This is a genomic window from bacterium Unc6, from assembly GCA_013626165.1.
GTDB lineage: Bacteria > Omnitrophota > Gorgyraeia > Velesiimonadales > Velesiimonadaceae > Velesiimonas > Velesiimonas alkalicola.
Window position 1 is genome coordinate 47,641 of sequence record NDHX01000005.1, and the last position, 17,890, is coordinate 65,530.

At 38.4% G+C, this 17,890-nt stretch carries 13 protein-coding genes and 1 pseudogene; 12 read left to right on the plus strand and 2 right to left on the minus strand.

The window, feature by feature from the left end; translation table 11 throughout:
- The first annotated feature begins 11 nt into the window (after positions 1-11).
- The 10 genes and pseudogenes from B9J78_03210 to B9J78_03255 all read left to right on the plus strand — a co-directional run bounded on the left by B9J78_03210 (position 12) and on the right by B9J78_03255 (position 11,995).
- A complete protein-coding gene (locus B9J78_03210; protein MBA2123931.1) occupies positions 12-2,087 on the plus strand; it encodes a hypothetical protein in 2,076 nt (691 codons plus the stop codon).
- The gene (locus B9J78_03215) at positions 2,088-2,597 is read left to right on the plus strand and encodes a hypothetical protein (GenBank protein MBA2123932.1); all 510 of its coding nucleotides are present in this window, start codon (positions 2,088-2,090) and stop codon (positions 2,595-2,597) included.
- A 303-nt stretch (positions 2,598-2,900) separates the two neighbouring features.
- On the plus strand, positions 2,901-4,964 hold the full coding sequence (locus B9J78_03220; protein MBA2123933.1) for a transketolase: 2,064 nt from the start codon (positions 2,901-2,903) through the stop codon (positions 4,962-4,964).
- Positions 4,961-5,356, plus strand: a complete 396-nt coding sequence (locus B9J78_03225; protein ID MBA2123934.1) for a hypothetical protein — start codon at positions 4,961-4,963, stop codon at positions 5,354-5,356. The genes B9J78_03220 and B9J78_03225 overlap by 4 nt, the downstream gene beginning before the upstream one ends.
- A 185-nt stretch (positions 5,357-5,541) precedes the next feature.
- Positions 5,542-6,717: pseudogene (locus B9J78_03230) on the plus strand (transposase).
- A gap of 468 nt (positions 6,718-7,185) precedes the next feature.
- Positions 7,186-8,181, plus strand: coding sequence for a hypothetical protein (locus tag B9J78_03235; GenBank protein MBA2123935.1), 996 nt, complete (start codon positions 7,186-7,188; stop codon positions 8,179-8,181).
- A complete protein-coding gene (locus B9J78_03240) occupies positions 8,178-9,233 on the plus strand; it encodes a hypothetical protein (GenBank protein ID MBA2123936.1) in 1,056 nt (351 codons plus the stop codon). Before B9J78_03235 ends, B9J78_03240 begins: the two co-directional genes overlap by 4 nt.
- Positions 9,208-10,383 carry a lysine 2,3-aminomutase gene (locus B9J78_03245; protein MBA2123937.1) on the plus strand — a complete coding sequence of 392 codons (1,176 nt, stop codon included), beginning with the start codon at positions 9,208-9,210 and terminating at the stop codon, positions 10,381-10,383. The genes B9J78_03240 and B9J78_03245 overlap by 26 nt, the downstream gene beginning before the upstream one ends.
- A gap of 44 nt (positions 10,384-10,427) precedes the next feature.
- The gene (locus tag B9J78_03250) at positions 10,428-11,741 is read left to right on the plus strand and encodes a phosphopyruvate hydratase (GenBank protein MBA2123938.1); all 1,314 of its coding nucleotides are present in this window, start codon (positions 10,428-10,430) and stop codon (positions 11,739-11,741) included.
- Positions 11,723-11,995, plus strand: coding sequence for a hypothetical protein (locus tag B9J78_03255; GenBank protein MBA2123939.1), 273 nt, complete (start codon positions 11,723-11,725; stop codon positions 11,993-11,995). The genes B9J78_03250 and B9J78_03255 overlap by 19 nt, the downstream gene beginning before the upstream one ends.
- Before the next feature lie 281 nt (positions 11,996-12,276).
- Here the strand turns inward: B9J78_03255 and B9J78_03260 are convergent, their stop codons facing one another.
- Positions 12,277-14,154: a hypothetical protein gene (locus B9J78_03260; protein MBA2123940.1), complete on the minus strand. Its 1,878-nt coding sequence runs from the start codon at positions 14,152-14,154 to the stop codon at positions 12,277-12,279.
- Between the two features lie 390 nt (positions 14,155-14,544).
- Between B9J78_03260 and B9J78_03265 the strand changes: the two genes are divergently transcribed.
- Entirely contained in the window at positions 14,545-14,988 is a 444-nt protein-coding gene (locus tag B9J78_03265; GenBank protein MBA2123941.1) for a hypothetical protein, read from the plus strand.
- Here the strand turns inward: B9J78_03265 and B9J78_03270 are convergent.
- On the minus strand, positions 14,981-16,417 hold the full coding sequence (locus B9J78_03270; GenBank protein ID MBA2123942.1) for a hypothetical protein: 1,437 nt from the start codon (positions 16,415-16,417) through the stop codon (positions 14,981-14,983). The genes B9J78_03265 and B9J78_03270 overlap by 8 nt on opposite strands.
- Before the next feature lie 383 nt (positions 16,418-16,800).
- Here B9J78_03270 and B9J78_03275 point away from each other — a divergent pair, with 383 nt between their 5' ends.
- Positions 16,801-17,889, plus strand: a complete 1,089-nt coding sequence (locus tag B9J78_03275) for a glycerol-3-phosphate ABC transporter ATP-binding protein (protein ID MBA2123943.1) — start codon at positions 16,801-16,803, stop codon at positions 17,887-17,889.
- The last annotated feature ends 1 nt before the right edge of the window (position 17,890 follow it).

Sequence of the window (17,890 nt, forward strand, 5' to 3'; positions counted from 1 at the left end):
CCCTTATAAAAATGAATATTCAGTCAAGCATTCAATATGTTAAGGGTGTTGGCCCTCATAAAGTTGAATTATTCCAACAGGTAGGAATACAGACGGTAGAGGATATTTTTTATTATTTTCCTTTAAGATATGAGGACAGGAGTCATTTGAAAAAAATAAAGGATATTTGTCCTGATTCTTATGAAACCGTTCAGGGGGAGGTTTTTGAGTGCGGTTTTTTTGTAACTCCTCGCAGGCGGATGTCCGTATTCAAAGTGGTTCTTACAGACGGGACAGGTTTTATCACTGCTATCTGGTTTAATCAGCCATATGTAAGGCAGGTTTTTAAAAAAAGACAAAATGTTATACTTTATGGCAGAGTAGAGTTCCCTATCACCCTCAGGCACGGTACACTACAGATGAATAACCCCGAGTATGAGTTTCTTACCAATACTTCTGAAGATACCATGCATATGGGACGGATAGTTCCGATATATTCAACAAAGAAATATCTTTCACAAAGACTGTTTCGTTCTGTTGTTAAAAAAGTATTGGATGCCTCTTTAAAAGATATTGCTGATTTTCTTCCAAAGTCTATAATCTCATATAATCGCCTTGCAGAGATAAAATCAGCAATCCAAAATATACACTTTCCTGAAGATTTTAAGATGCTTGCTGATGCACGAAAGAGGCTTGTATTTGATGAGTTTTTTATTTTACAGATGGGATTGGGGATAAGAAAAAACAAATATAGTTCAATTGTAAAAGGTATCTTTCATAAAACCGATGGGGCAGTATTAAAAAAAGTTCTTTCAAGTTTGCCTTTTAATCTTACAGATGCGCAAGAAAAGGTTTTTAAGGAAATAAAGCAGGACCTGTCATCGCCAAAACCAATGCACAGGCTTTTGCAGGGTGATGTCGGAAGCGGAAAAACAGTAATAGCAATACTTGCTTTGTGTGCCGCAGCTGACGGAGGGTACCAGTCTGCGATTATGGTGCCTACCGAAATACTTGCACAACAACATTATAACAGACTAAAACCCATCTTTGAAGGTGCAGGTATCCATCCCGCTCTTTTGATAAGTGGAATGACTGAAAAAGCAAAACAGGCTATCAGGGATAAGATAAACAGCGGAGAGATAAACATTATTATCGGCACACATTCACTTATACAGGATAAAACAATATTTAAAAGACTCGGACTTGTTATAATTGATGAACAGCATAAGTTTGGGGTTGCACAGAGGAAGATTCTTGCAACAAAGGGAAATTTTCCGGACATTCTTATTATGACTGCAACACCGATACCACGAACACTTGCACTTACACTTTATGGAGATCTTGATATATCCATCCTAGATGAACTTCCGCCCGGAAGACATCCTGTAAAAACATACTGGACTGATGATAAAAAAAGGGATGCAATGTATGGGTTTTTAAAAGAGAAGATGTTATCAGGAGAAAGGGTATATGTTGTATATCCGCTTATTGAAAAATCCGAAAAAATGTCTTTAAGGGCTGCTGAAAATATGTATAAAGAATTTTTAAGTATTTTTAAAGATTTTAAGGTCGGGCTTGTTCATGGGAAAATGTCTTCTATTGAAAAGGCATCTGTTATGAAAAAGTTTGAAGATGGGCATATTAAGATGCTTGTTTCTACAACTGTTCTTGAGGTGGGCATTGATGTGCCTCAAGCCTCTGTTATGATAGTAGAACATGCAGATAGATTCGGACTTTCACAACTTCATCAGTTAAGGGGGCGCGTGGGAAGGGGAAGCGTTGAATCTTACTGTATATTGCTTTCTGATGCGAAATCTGAAAATGCCCGAAAAAGGCTTCAGTCAATGGTAGAGACAAACAATGGCTTTCAGATTGCAGAAAAAGACCTTTCAATAAGAGGTCCGGGTGAATTCTTTGGGAGCCGCCAGCATGGATTTTTTGAACTTAAGATAGGCAATCTTGTCAGTGACATAAAAATACTTGAACAGTCAAGAAATGCTGTATCATATGTTATTAAAAAAGATCCAAACCTTGTTTCAACAGAATTTTCAAAGATAAAAGATGTAATGCTAAGAAAATTTTCCGGTGGGATGGATTTTATAGGATAAATGAAAAGAATTAAAAGAAAAGACATGGGACTGAGGCCCACATCTTCAATGGTAAAAATGGCGATATTTAACAGCATTGCAAATGTGCAGGGCAGGACGCTTCTTGACCTTTGTTGCGGAACAGGCGGTCTTGGGATAGAGGCACTTTTAAGAGGTGCAAGAAAGGTTGTGTTTGTAGATATAGAAAGAAACAGGATTTTAAGATTAAAAAAGCATCTTTCAGACATTGGTCTTATTGAATATTCGGTGCTGGTTAATAAAGATGTTGTGTCTTATATAAAGAAAAGTACCGAGTGTTTTGATTTTATTATTGCTGATCCTCCGTATCAGACAGATCTTGCAGTAAGAATACTAAAACAGGTATCAACAACAGATATATTAAAAACAAGCGGGACATTGATTATTGAACATTATAAAAGGTTAAAACTTCCTGAAAATGAAGGAAAAATTTTCCTTATTAAATTAAAAACATATGGGGACACCTTGGTATCTTATTATGGGATAATATGATTTCTAAAACATTTCAATTAGAAATGTAAAAATTCCTGTCTGCTCCTAATACAAATCTGGGTAGTCGCCAGCGTGCGCAACGGGCAGAATGTTTTTTCTCATTCCTGATGAGGACTAAATTTTTAGGTTTTACTTTTAGAAAAAAATTATGCATACTATGTAGAAAGATACCATGCATTTTTAAAAGAACATGCTATACAGAGTGGCTGAAAATATAGGTGACCGGTAACATATTTAGTCCATAGTCAATAGTCCATAATCTACGGACAATGGACTGTGGACCCTGGAGACTGTTGGAGAAGAATGGATATTGAAAAAGAATTCGGTAAGGACTTAAAAGGAAAAGAAAAACAGGCACTTGCGGTAAATACCATAAGGTGTCTTGCTATGGATGCTGTTCAAAAAGCAGGGTCAGGGCATCCCGGTATGCCTATGGGAACTGCTGATTTTGCATATATACTATGGACAAGATTTTTAAGGCATAGCCCCTTAAATCCAAACTGGGAAGACAGAGACCGCTTTGTTCTATCTGCTGGTCATGGTTCTATGCTTCTTTATTCACTTCTTTATCTTTTCGGATATTCTCTTACAATTGAAGACCTGAAGAACTTCCGTCAATGGGAGAGTAAAACCCCCGGTCATCCTGAATATGGTCTTACGCAAGGCGTTGAAACCACGACAGGCCCTTTAGGACAGGGTTTTGCAAATGGTGTCGGAATGGCAATTGCTGAAAAAATTCTTGCCTCAAAATTCAACACCCCTGATTTTAAAATAATTGACCACCACACATATGGCATCGTAAGCGACGGAGATTTAATGGAGGGTGTATCCTGCGAGGCGGCGTCTTTAGCAGGGCATCTTGGGCTTGGAAAAATTATATATTTTTATGATGACAACAAGATTACAATAGAAGGCTCAACCGAACTTGCCTTTACCGAAGATGTTGCAAAAAGATTTAAAAGTTATAACTGGAATGTGATTATTATAGACGGGCATAACCATAACCAGATAAGAAGGGCAATTAAAAAAGCGAGGTCTCGCACTCAAAGGGTACCCGAGAAGCCTACACTTATTATCGGAAGAACAATAATAGGAAAAGGAAGCCCTAAAAAACAAGGAACCTCCGCATCACACGGCGAACCATTAGGCACAGAAGAGGTCGCAGCAACAAAACAGTTTCTTGCCTGTCCCTCTGAACCGTTTATAGTGCCCAATATTGTCCAGAAAGTTTTTGCAAGATTTAAAAAAAAGGCACTGCAAGAAGAAAAACTCTGGAATGAGAAATTCCAAAAATATAGACACTCTTATCCTGACATTGCAAAAGAATGGGACATCTGGTTCGGTGGACAGATTCCCGATCTTTCATCCATCCTTCCAAGGTTTGATACATCAAAAGCCATTGCAACAAGAAATGCAAGCGGCGAGGTTTTATCAAAGGTTATGCCTTATATAAAAAATCTTGTAGGGGGCTCTGCTGACCTTGCGCCTTCTACAAAAACATATATAAAAGAGGTGGGTTGTTTCAAGAAGGATAATCCTTCGGGTAGAAATTTCCATTTTGGTGTCCGAGAACATGCAATGGGTTCAATACTTAATGGTATATCTGTTCACAGAGGGCTCATACCTTTTGGTTCTACATTTTTTGTATTCTCCGACTACATGAGGCCTCCTATTAGACTTGCAGCAATTATGGGTATCAAGATAATATATGTATTTACACATGACTCCATATTTGTAGGCGAAGATGGTCCTACACATCAACCGATAGAACAATATGCGGCACTGAGGACAATTCCCGGACTTACAGTAATAAGACCTGCTGATGCAAACGAGACTGCTGTTGCATGGGATGTGTCTTTAAGGAGAAAAGGTCCTGTTGCACTTCTTCTTACAAGACAAAACCTTCCGGTGTATGATAGAACAAAATATCCTTCTGCAGAAAACCTCAAGAAAGGCGCCTATATAATGGTTGACCCCGTCAGAAATAAAGAATTTCTAAGCGGGGTTGACTGTGAAGGCCCGAAAGTGATTATTATCGCAACAGGCTCTGAGGTTGAGATTGCATTAAAAGCAACAGAAACACTTAATGCACAGGGCAAAAGTGTAAGGCTTGTGAATATGCCCTGCTGGGAACTTTTTGAAGAGCAGAGCAAAGAATATAAAGAACAGGTTTTGCCTTCTTCTATTAAATCAAGGATTATAGTTGAAGCGGCAACACCATTCGGCTGGGAAAGATATGCAGGAGAAAAAGGAAAGATAATAGGAATAAAAGGCTTCGGGAAAAGTGCGCCACACCAAATCCTGGCAGAAAAATTCGGGTTCACATCTTTAAATATTATAAATCAGGCACTGGAGATGATAGAATGATAAAAAGAAATTTTAACTCCAATGCACCAAAGCCCATAGGACCATACTCACAGGCAGTAGAGTCCGGGGGATTTGTATTTGTTTCAGGGCAGATCCCAGTAGACCCAAAAACAGGAGATATTATTGGTAAGGATATAGAAGAACAGGCAGAACAGGTTTTTCAGAATATCCATTCAATACTAAAAGAAGTCGGTTTAGGTTTAGGAAATGTTGTTAAAACCACGATATACTTAAAAACCCTTTCCTTTTTTCCGACCGTAAATACTATCTATCAAAAATATTTCAAGCCTCCTTATCCGGCAAGAAGTTGCATTGAAGTTTCAAACATACCTAGGGGTGCTCTTCTTGAAATTGATGTTATAGCATCGCAAGAGGGGGTTACGAAAGAATGAGCACCAGGGCACCAGTGCACCAGGGCACCAGGGCACCAGGGCACCAGTTTATACCATGTCTTTTTCTATTTCTCCAAAAAAAGTACTGTTATAAAATAGTGATATGTCCTATTTCTTAACAAATGAAATGTCCGCTTTCAAAGCGGGGAATGATAATATGTTTGGCCTAATCAAGGAGGTTAGGTATGCAGACATATTATCCAAAACCCGCACTGGAGCGGGCAATGAAGGTTCAGGAGGTCATATTACGGGCTATAAGCGGACAGATTCACTGGATTCAAGCGGCAGAGATATTAGGCATATCAGACCGGCAGATGCGCCGGTGGAAATGGCGCTACGAAAAACACGGTTATGACGGCCTATATGACAGGCGCAGGAAGATACCAAGCCCCAAAAGAGTGCCTTTAGAGACCGTGGAAAAGGTCCTGCGTTTATACAGGGAAAAATACTTCGATTTTAATATGTCCCATTTTTACGATAAGTTACGAAAAGAGCACAATATAAAATTAAGTTATAACTGGATAAGGCTTGCCTTACAAGGCGCCGGACTCGTTGAAAGACGCCAAAGACGCTCTCCCCACAGAAAACGCCGAGCAAGGAAGCCCCTAATAGGCATGATGCTCCACATGGACGGTTCTCCTCATGACTGGTTCGGTAACGGCTTAGAATATGATATCGTCACTATATCGGATGACGCAAATAATGAGCTCTACGGCATAGAACTGGCAGACGAGGAGGATTCTCTTACCTGCATGTCTCTTATCAGGAACCTCATCGAGAAGAAAGGCATATTCTGCTCGTTATACACAGACAGGGCAAGCCACTTCTTCCTTACTAAAAAGGCAGGAGAAGACGTCTCCAAAGACAACCTTACCCAAATAGGAAGGGCCTTGCAGGAATTAGGCGCCCAGCATATCCCTTCTTATTCGCCGCAGGCAAGAGGCAGATCAGAAAGACTTAACGAGACCCTACAAGGCAGAATTCCTCAAGAACTAAGGCTAAGAGGCATAAAAACAAAGGAAGCCGCCAATAGATACCTAAAGACAGAATATCTCAAAGAACACAACAGAAGATTCGCAATAAAGCCAGAAGGCGAAGGCAGCGCCTTTATCCCGGTACCTAAGACAACGGATTTAGACAAGATTTTTTGCTTCAAACACGAAAGGACCGTCAACAACGATAACACCATATCGTTTAACAACCGGATACTCCAAATAGGCCCATCAGAACTTAGGGTATCGTTCGCCAAATGCAGAGTTACTGTCTATGAACATATAGATGGCTCTGTGACTATAGGATACGGCCCTCATACGCTTGGTTATTATCCGCCCAAAGGCTTATCCACATATCCATACAATTCACAAAAAGAAAAGGTAGCCAAAAGAAAAAGGACTACTACTAACATTAACCAAAAGCGGACACATCACTTGTTAGAAAAAGCGGACATCTTGACTATTTAATTACATCTCCAAAAAAAGTACTTGACAAGATTTAATTTATGTGGTACATTTGAAATTCAGAAGAGACACAATAGGTAGTAGTTATCATTTTAATAAACATAATGGGATGGAGGGAGAAACCCAGAACAGTGGAACCAAACTGATTTTAAGATTTCCTCTTGGGATACAGTATTTGAAAATTAAAATGTAGAATCCATTATCAGATTTTGAAGGATGAATAATGGAGGATGTTTTCCCGCTGCAAATGGGTTGTTCTTGCCTTCGCACTGTTTTAAGCTATTTAACTATATTCAGGGTTTTTGTATTCTAAGAGGAATGGAAAAGGGGCTTTTATAAGGTCCCTTTTTGTGTTTTTAAGGAGAAAGCAGTATGTCTATAAGGATTGGTTTAACTTACGATTTAAGGTCAGACTATATCTTAAAAAAGGAAGATCCTGAAGATCTAAATGCAGAGTTTGATCATGGACAGACGATAAATGCATTAAGCAAGGTTTTTACATCCGCTGGTTATAAGGTTGTAAGAATTGGAAATGTGAAAAACCTTCTTTCATCCATTGATAACCTTGGGGTGGACATTGTGTTTAATATAGCAGAAGGCTTGTGTGGAAGAAACAGGGAATCGCAGGTGCCCATCCTGCTTGAAATGAGGGGCATTCCTTTTGTTGGTTCTGATGCCCTTACTCTGGGACTTACACTTGATAAGATGTTTGCAAAGAAGATATTTATTGCCAATGATATCCCAACGCCTAAGTTTATCTCTGTTAAAAATCCCTGTAAGTTGGACGGCATAGACTTGAAATTTCCTATTATTGTAAAACCGAGATTTGAGGGGTCAAGTAAAGGGATAAACGATAATTCCATCTTTATAGATAGACAGGGTTTGGTAAAGCAATGTCAGTGGCTTATAGATACATATAAACAGCCTGCTCTTGCAGAGGAGTTTATTGAAGGAAAAGAATTCACTGTTGTAATAATAGGAAACGATGATGCATGGGCTCTACCTGTTGTTCAGATTAAAATAGACGGAGAACTTGAACTTGGGAACAGGTGTTATACATTTTCAAGAATACACTCAACCACGCTTGATTATGTTTGTCCTGCTCAAATATCATCTGAGATGGAAGAGGACATCAAGAAGGTTGCCCTTGCTGCTTATCATTCTGTAGAGTGCAGAGACTTTGGAAGGGTTGATATCAGGCTTGATAAGGATAACCGTTTGTATGTGCTTGAGATTAATCCTCTTCCGAGTTTGTCTTCGCAGGATGTTTTTCCTGTTGTTGCAAAAGCAGCAGGATGTAGTTACGAGGATTTGATTATGAAGATATTGGATGAGGCATTGGAAAGATACAATATAAGGAGAATATGAAAAGAAAAGTTGCGCTAGTATGCAATATAAAACACTATGATTCTACAAAACCAAAGGATTATGAATCGGAATTTGATTCTATAAAAACGGTTAATTCAATAGCAGAGGCACTAAAAGACGGAGGGAACAGGGTTGATGTTATGGAGGCAAACGGTGTTCTTCTTCCCCATCTTTTAAAGAAAAAGCCGGACATAGTTTTTAATATTTCAGAGGGGGTTGGCGGCTCCAGCAGAGAGGCGCAGGTTCCCTCTATACTTGAATTTCTCGGTATTCCATATACCGGCTCAGGTGTCCTTGCACTTGCGCTTGCACTTGATAAGGCTAAGTCAAAGAAAATATTTATCACAGAGGGAATTCCAACCCCAAAATTTCAGGTTTTTACTCTCGCGGATGAAGCCCTTGATACTGGACTAAAATTTCCTTTAATAGTAAAACCCAATTGTGAAGGTTCGGCAAAGGGTATATCTGCAAAAAGTGTTGTTTGTAATGAAAAAGAGTTGCCTAACCGGGTAAGAGAAGTAATAGAAACATATAAACAGCCTGCCCTTGTTGAAGAGTTCATAGAGGGGGAAGAATTTACTGTTGGAGTTCTTGGAAACGGCCAGCCTTATGTGTTTCCGCCTATGTTGATAGATTTTTCAAAATGCAAGGCCGGCGGAGAATCATTTTATTCATGGAGGGTAAAGGAATACCAGGGTGATGAAAAACAATACCTCGTTCCCGAATTTGAATGCCCTGCAAGTATAACAAAACAAGAGGAAAGAAAATTAAAAGAAGTGGCGCTAAAATCTCACCAGGCAATAGGATGTGTGGATATATCAAGGACAGATATTCGTTTAAGCAAGAATGGTGTTCCATATGTTCTTGAAATAAATCCGTTACCGGGGCTTGACCCTGATGAAAGTAATTTTACAAAGATAACAAATTCCTGCGGCATAAAATATAAGGATCTGATAAATACAATATTGGAGCTTGCTTGTAAAAGGTATAACCTGACGGGCTCTGATAAGAAGGAGGAGGAGAAAATTGTACACAGACTACAGGCGGTGTGAACTCTGGAAAGATGTCCAAGAAGAACAGTGGGAGGATTGGGGTTGGCAGATAAGAAATAGAATTACAACGGTTGAACAATTAAAAAAGGTTATTGATGTAACAGAAGAAGAAGAAAAGGGGATACTGCAGTCAAAGGGAAGACTTGCAATGGCAATTACTCCATACTGGGCAAGCCTTATGGACAAAGAAAAACCATACTGTCCGATAAGAAGGCAGGCGGTCCCTACCGTTCTTGAATCATATGTTACAGCACAGGAAACAACAGACCCTCTTTCTGAGGATGAGGATTCTCCGGTGCCGGGGCTTGTCCACAGATACCCTGACAGGGTCCTTCTTCTTGCAACGGACCAGTGTGCAATGTATTGCAGACACTGCACAAGAAGAAGGCTTGTAGGAGAAGGTGATTTTTCTATCTCGGAACACCTTGAAAAGGCTTTTGAATATATAAGAGCAAATAAAAAGATAAGAGATGTTCTTATATCAGGTGGAGACCCTCTTATGCTGCCAGATGAGAGGATAGAAACAATACTGAAAGGTATCCGTTCAATATCAAGTGTTGAGATTGTAAGGATTGGAAGCCGTGTTCCTGTTACGCTTCCGATGCGTATAACAGGAAATTTAATTTCAATACTTAAAAAATATAATCTGTTGTGGATGTCCATACATTTTAATCATCCGAAAGAGATTACAAAAAGATGTAAAAGAGCCTGTTCAGATGTTGTTGATGCGGGTATTCCTATGGGAAGCCAGACCGTCCTTCTTAAAGGTATTAATGAAAGGCTATACATAATGAAAAAACTTATGCATGATCTTTTAGCAATAAGGGTAAGACCTTACTATATGTATCAATGCGACCTGGCAAGAGGGACAAGTCATTTTAGAGCTCCTGTTTCAGTGGGTATTCAATTGATGGAAAAATTAAGAGGACATACCACAGGTTATGCGGTCCCTACATACGTTATTGATGCCCCCGGTGGAGGGGGGAAGATACCTATTGCTCCAAACTATATTGTATCTGAGTCTAATGGTGTGTATACATTAAGAAATTACGAGGGGAAGATTTTCCGCTACAGCGAAGAAACAGAATTTGTTTCTGCGGCACAGGAAGAAAATACACCTGCACCATTAGTAGAACAAAAAATAGACTGACAGATAAGGTTTTAAGTATATAATTGAGCAGTCGGAAGGAACAGATGAAGAAGATCATTGTAAATATAGCAGGAAGAGAAATCCTTGATTCAAGAGGTAACCCCACTGTGGAAGCAGATGTTATTCTTGAAGACGGAACAGTGGGGAGAGCATCCGTTCCAAGTGGTGCATCCACAGGTGAGCATGAAGCAGTTGAGTTAAGGGACAACGATAAGGAAAGATACCTTGGGATGGGGGTCACAAAAGCAGTTTCAGGCGTTAATATATTTATAAAAAAACATGTTGTAGGAATGGATGCCGCAGATCAGGTCGCTGTTGACAGGGTTATGAAAAACCTTGACGGCACTTCTAACAAGGAAAAACTTGGGAGCAATGCAATTCTGAGTGTATCTCTTGCCTGTGCAAAGGCGGTTTCAATTTCCCTTGACATCCCTTTGTATAAATATATCGGGGGTTTAAATGCAAAGGTAATACCTATACCTATGATGAATATATTAAACGGCGGGAAACATGCAGATAACAATGTGGACTTACAGGAGTTTATGATTATGCCCATAGGCGCTATATCTTTCGGTGATGCCCTAAGGATGGGTGCTGAAACATTTCATTGCCTGAAAAATATATTAAAGAAAAAGTCGTTAAGTACAGCAGTCGGTGATGAGGGCGGATTTGCACCCAATCTTTCTTCTAACACCGAGGCATTGGATATAATAGTTGAGGCAATAGGTTCTGCAGGATATAAGCCCGGCAAAGATATATCCATTGCACTTGACCCTGCAGCAAGCAGTTTCTATGGCGCAGATAAAACATGTGCAACCAAGGTGCCGGGAAAATATATATTAAAAGCAGAAAAAAAATCCGTAAAAACATCGGAAGAGATGATTGCCTTTTATGAGGCACTTGTGAAACAGTATCCGATAGTATCTATAGAAGACGGACTTGCAGAAGATGATTGGGACGGATGGAAGATGTTAACGGAAAAACTTAAGAGTAAGATACAGATTGTCGGGGATGACCTTTTTGTAACAAACACAAAAAGACTTATACAGGGAATAGAAAAGGGAGTTGCAAATTCAGTGCTTGTAAAAGTAAATCAGATAGGCACACTTACAGAAACACTTGATACAATAGAGATGGCACACAAGCATCATTATACATCAATTATTTCCCATCGTTCGGGTGAAACAGAAGATACAACAATATCACATCTTGCAGTTGCCACAAATTCAGGACAGATAAAGGCTGGCTCTGTTTCAAGGACAGACAGGGTTGCCAAGTATAATGAGTTGATAAGGATAGAAGAATCGCTTGGTTCTTCGGCAATATACGGCGGTATCTTATGGAAGCAAAAAAAGTAGTAATAACTGTTGCAGTATGTTTTTTTATTATTCTTCTTATGCTTCTTCCCGGTTATTTAAGGCTAAGAAAAATGCAAGAATCTATAACACATCTGTCTGAGGAAAACATAAGAATAAAAGAACAAAACAGAAAACTTCAAGAAGATATTGATAAATTTAAAAATGACCCTTCTTACAGGATTGGTGTTGCAAAAGAAGAGTTAAAGATTCTTGATAAAAATGAGGTAATATATAAAATGGAGGAGAAAAACTAGGTGTGCCTTTTATAAATTTAGGCGATGTATTTTTGGTCTCCTGTGGGTACACTTCTACACTCAACAATAAGTTTATATCCAGAAGGGAAGGCATTTAGAGGCACAGTTTTTGCAGAGAAACTTTCCATTATCCTTCCAGAAATAAAAACTTAAGAGCACATTATACTCGCCCCAATAGTCCGTGGACCATATTCCGTATACCGCATTCTATAAAAGATACTTACGACGATATACGAACAAAGGTTTTCCCAGGCACATGTCCGCCTGTTCTATTCAGGGACTTACTCACAAAGTTGTTTTTCCGCATCCACAACATCCCTGTTAAAATAGTGTATTGTATCTTTCAATCTTTGTTTTAGTCCATCTGAAAGTATCGGAGAATTATGGATTTCTCTTAAAACTTGAATACTCATCCTGAAATATCTTATTACATCCCCTTCATCTGTATCTGTCCATTGAAAAAGATTTTGAAATCCTGCCCCTTGAAGCCACATATGTGTTGCCTCTGCAAGGTGAAAATGTGCTTGTTTGCTTTTCGGATAGATCCTGTATTTTGATTCAAGATAGTTTATTTTTTTATAAAAATTATCGCACATCTGTTTTAGGGCGTTTATTTTTTTTGATAGAGGTTTTTCTTTTTGATGTTTTCTTGGTTCAAATACAATGGCATTGGCTAATATCCCGAGAGAGAGTTTATCTAATTTTTCAAGTGCACCTTTTTCATACAATTCAGAAAGTAAAATCTCATAACTCGGAACACTTTTGGCAAATATACCTTTATCGGTAAGAGTGCCGTTTTTTATATTCAGACTTTCTTTAAGGCAGTTTATTTTATCTTTCATAAGGCGGGTTGTCTCCTTGTGTTGGTATTTTTTGGTTTGAAAATAATGAAGCGAAGATGGATATATATTCAAAAAATTTTCTCCATATCTCTGATAAAGGTTAAGAAGTGTTGAATAGGATGCGTTAAACTGGCTTTTTACCTCTTCGGGATTTCCGTAAATTATCCGTTTTATATTGTCAGGGGTTGTATAGCGAGGATTTATTCTGCAGTACACAGACCCTTGTTTGTCCATGCCTCTTCTTCCTGCTCTTCCGGCCATCTGATAAAAGTCCCTTGTTTTCAGGTTCTCTATTCTGTTGCCGTAAAACTTTTTAAGCTCATCAAATATAACCGTTCTGCTGGGCATATTTATACCAAGTGCAAATGTTTCTGTTGTAAATATTATTTTAAGAAGCCTGCTTGTGAATAATCTTTCTATGGTTTCTTTAAGTGTCGGAAGCATCCCTGCATGATGGTATGCTATGCCTTTCTGAATAAGCGGATAAATCTGTTTTGCCGATGGTTCATCTTGTAGTGAAAATTTTTCACACAGTAAATTATACATTGAAGATATCTTCTGGCTTTCATCGGTTTTAAGAAAATTATGGTGAATAAGTTCAAGTGCAAGACTTTCAGCTCTGTTTCTTCCGAATACAAAATATATACAAGGAAATCCTTCAACCTTCTGTATATATTCAATCAGTGAGTTAAGCCTGTTTGGTGCTTCTCTGTTTGTACTTTTTTTTAAGACCTCAATGTTGTTATATATTTTATTGTGACAATAGAAATAAAAATGAAGAGGAACAGGCCTCTTATGTTCTATTACAACTTTTACTTCTTTTTTATGAATAGTTTGTATCCACCTTGCAAGATGGTGGACATTGGGAATTGTTGCAGAAAGTGCAAGTATGTTCATATGTTCCGGAAGGAATATAAAAGATTCTTCCCACACAGTTCCTCTTTCAGGATTGTCTATGTAATGGACCTCATCAAATATTATCCAGGAATATTGTTTAAGCGCATGTGCTTCTTCAAGAACTTTGTTCCTGAATATCTCTGTTGTCATTATCATAACAAGCGATTGAGGGTTTATTGAAACATCCCCTGTAAGTATGCCTACGTGTCCTGGGAACTGGGATTTAAAATCCCTGAATTTCTGGTTTGAAAGAGCCTTCAATGGGGCTGTATATATTATACCTGTTCTATCCTGAAGACATTTTGAGATAAGATGTTCTGCAATAGCAGTCTTACCGGCCCCTGTTGGTGCAGAAACTATAACAGATAAACCGCTATTGAGATGTTCAATTGCCTTTTTTTGAAATTCGTCATAAATCATGTATAATATTATAGTTTAAAAGATTGATTTATGGCAAGAAATTTGTAAAATATAAATGTAAAAGGGCAAGAAATGAAGATTGTGTGTATGTAAAGGTAAAAACAAATTCAAAAAATGAAGGTCGGGTAGGACAGAGCACCAGAGCACCAGTCACCAGAGCACCAGTTGCTCCTTAAGTTTCTAATGGGGCCTGCCCCGACTTGTCGGGGAGGGATGTCTTTTTCCATCCCCCAAAAAAAATTAAAAAAAAGTATACGAAAGATTAGAAAAGATTAGAAAAGGCTACAAAGGTCAGGTGCCCTGGTGCTCTGGTGCGCTGGTGCACTGGTGCATTTGAAATTAGTGGGATTGGGGTTGTGCAGCTGTCTTAAACTATTAAAAAGGAGGGACATGGGAAGGGTTCTTATAATAGATGACGAAGAATCTACAAGAGAGATTATAAGTATCATTCTTAAAAAAGAAGGGCACGAGATATCTACCGCCGTTGATGGAAAACAGGGACTTATGCTTGCACAGAATGAAAAACCGGATATTATACTTCTTGATATAAGAATGCCCGTTATGGATGGAATTGAAGTCTTGAAAGCATTAAAAGGAAGCGATGCAACCTCTCCTATACCTGTTGTAATGATTACGGCCCTTCCGCAAGAAAGAGAAAGGGCAATAGAAAACGGTTGTGATGAATTTCTTACCAAACCCATAGACAGACTTGAACTTATTGCAAGGGTAAGGTCATTGACACGTTTAAGTAAATTATTTAGAGACCTTGATTTATCTATAGAGTATCTTTTAAGGCTTAAAAAGGGTGTAAAAAATGATACTTCTTTCAAATAAAATATGAGGTTGTAAAAACCGGTATTTTTACTATGGGACGGTAAGAAGTTTTTACTTTTTTTAAATTTTCCAGGCCGCTGTCTCCCATCAAACTTATATATCTATAAGAAATATGTTCTTTGCAAAATTCCCTGAACATCCATTGTGCAAGTCCTTTTATTTCCGGTTCTGCAATTTCAAAAAGAATACAGAATGTATCCTGTCTTAAAGGAAAACCAAATGTATACCCTTCTATTTTATTGTTGATATATATAACCCTTCCTTCAAGCCCTAACCTTTCTGCATATAGCATTCCTGTTTGGTGTGCCAGAGCAGAATCCGATATAAGCATGTTATAGTATTCATCCTCATTGTATTTGTCCTGCGACTGATTGTTTCTTATTCTTTTTTTTGCCCATCTTAAGTACAGAGCAATGGCTTCTTGTGTTTGATGCCTTGAAAAATTTCTATATGTATATTTATACCTGTTATTAAAATAATTACAGTTAGCTCTTTTTGATTTATATCTATCTCCTTTTAATTCTACAAGTTCTTTTGTAAGGCAGATATATTCTAAATCAGATTTTTTAAAATCCAAATAAGGTTCCTCGCAATCCTGCAGAGCAAGGTTTTCTATTCTTGAAACGGCTGAATCTTTGCCGTTTAACTGCTTAAGAATGTCCATCCCTGTGCTTAATTGATGGCCGTTGCCTATCGGCGGCAAAAGCAAAAACCAGCCTCCTGTTTTTGCAAATATAAAAAGGTGGTCCTCAATAATTTTCCATGCAATATGCAAAATATCTTTCCATATAAATATGGACAGAAAAGAATATGAACTTAAAAAGGAGTTATATTTATTAAAAAAGTTCTGTATAATATCTTTGTCTCTGATGCAAATTTTTTTTAACCCTATGGGTAAAAATCTCTCTGTTGAGCGTTTAACAGAAAAAAGTTTCTGCACAGACGCCTGATATTCCATAATGAAACAATGATTTTTTTCAAGGTATTCCGTAAGATTTTTATTAAAATATTCTTCAAGGTATTCTACATATTTCTTAAAGCTTTCCTTTCCCCACATACTTCTTATGATTGGACAGGAAAAATCTGCGCCGACCACAATGGCATTGCGATGTTTATTTTCCATAACAACAAAAGGGTACAACTGGCAATCAAAAGGTCTTCTCTTATAGACATTACAGGAACTTTTATCAGTGTCAAAAAACGGGCATACACACACATCTTTTTTTTGAACCAATCCGATTCTTGTTCCCCTTCTATTGTCAATATGCGGAAGATATATATCCTGTATGTACGGGGAAAGATTAAGGACCTCTTCTGCATCAAGATATGGTCTTATCGGTGTATCAGGGCTTGAAAATCTACAACATACCCTGCATTTAAGGCATAGTTTTTGTGTAATAAAATTCGGTTGAGTAAACACATCTTTCACAATATTTATTATATTTTATGGAAGAAATATTACAATAAATTTTCAACAACAGGGTAGAAAATTCAAAAATCCCTGTCTACAAGACAGGTTAAGGGCAGGTACCGCAGGCAGGGATGTTTTTCCCATTCTCAAACAAAGATAAAAAAGTATTGACAAAATTTAAGTTATATGATAAACTTATAACAAGTGGGGATTTGTATGATATATGATATGTGCAGTGTAATAAATAATTGTTTAAGTTGCTATTCAGGTTATTTAGGCTGTGGGCTATAGGCTGTTAGTATTTTTTGTTTATACTTACAGTCTAAATAACCTATGGTCTATTTACCTAAGTGTTTAATGCGTTTTTTATATAACATATCACATACTTCCATTGGAGTAAAATGGCAAAAGTAATTTTGAAGAAAGTAGGTAAAACTTACGGCAGTAAAGTAATCGCGGTCAAGGATTTTAACCTGGAGGTCAAAGATAAAGAGTTTGTGGTCCTGGTAGGTCCTTCTGGCTGCGGGAAGTCTACCACTTTAAGGATGATTGCGGGTCTGGAGGACATTACCGAAGGAGAAATTCACATTGATAATCTTCTGGTTAATGACCTGCCAGCCAAAGACAGGGACATCGCAATGGTTTTCCAAAATTACGCCCTCTACCCCCATATGTCTATCTATGATAACCTCTCTTTTGGCTTAAGGTTAAGAAAATTGCCGGCCCCTGAGATTAAACAGCGCGTTAAGGATGCAGCACAGATGTTAGGTATTTATGACCTGCTCCACCGCATTCCCAAAGAATTGTCCGGAGGACAACAACAAAGAGCGGCGGTAGGCAGAGCCATTGTCCGCAAACCCAAGGTATTTCTCTTTGACGAACCCTTGAGCAACCTTGATGCCAAGATGCGGGTACAGATGAGGCTGGAAATTATCAAACTTCATCAGCGGCTTCAGGCAACTATGATTTACGTCACTCATGACCAGGTAGAAGCAATGACCATGGGTGAGCGGATTGTGGTTATGAAAGACGGCCTGGTTCATCAGATTGCCGCACCCCTGGACCTGTATGAATTCCCGGTCAACAAATTTGTGGCCGGTTTTATCGGTTCACCCCCAATGAACTTCTTTGAGGGTAAGATTGTCAAAGAAGAAGTCCGCTTCTTTTTTAAAACAGAGGTGTTTAAGATTTTGCTTGCACCTGAAATTACAGAAAAGGTAAGTCCTTACCGGGAGAAAAAGATCTATTTAGGAATCAGACCTGAACACATTTCCATTGGTGAAAATGGCCAGATTTCGGTTCAGGTTGAAGTGGTGGAGCCTCTGGGCAACGAAACCCTGCTGCACCTGCGTTGCGGAGAAAATTTGCTCTTGTGCCGCCGGTTTGTAAGCGGAGAGATAAGAAAAATACAGGAGGAAATTAAGATTTCCTTTGACCCCAAACAGATACAACTCTTTGATTTAGATACCGAAAACTCAATTCTTCATTAAG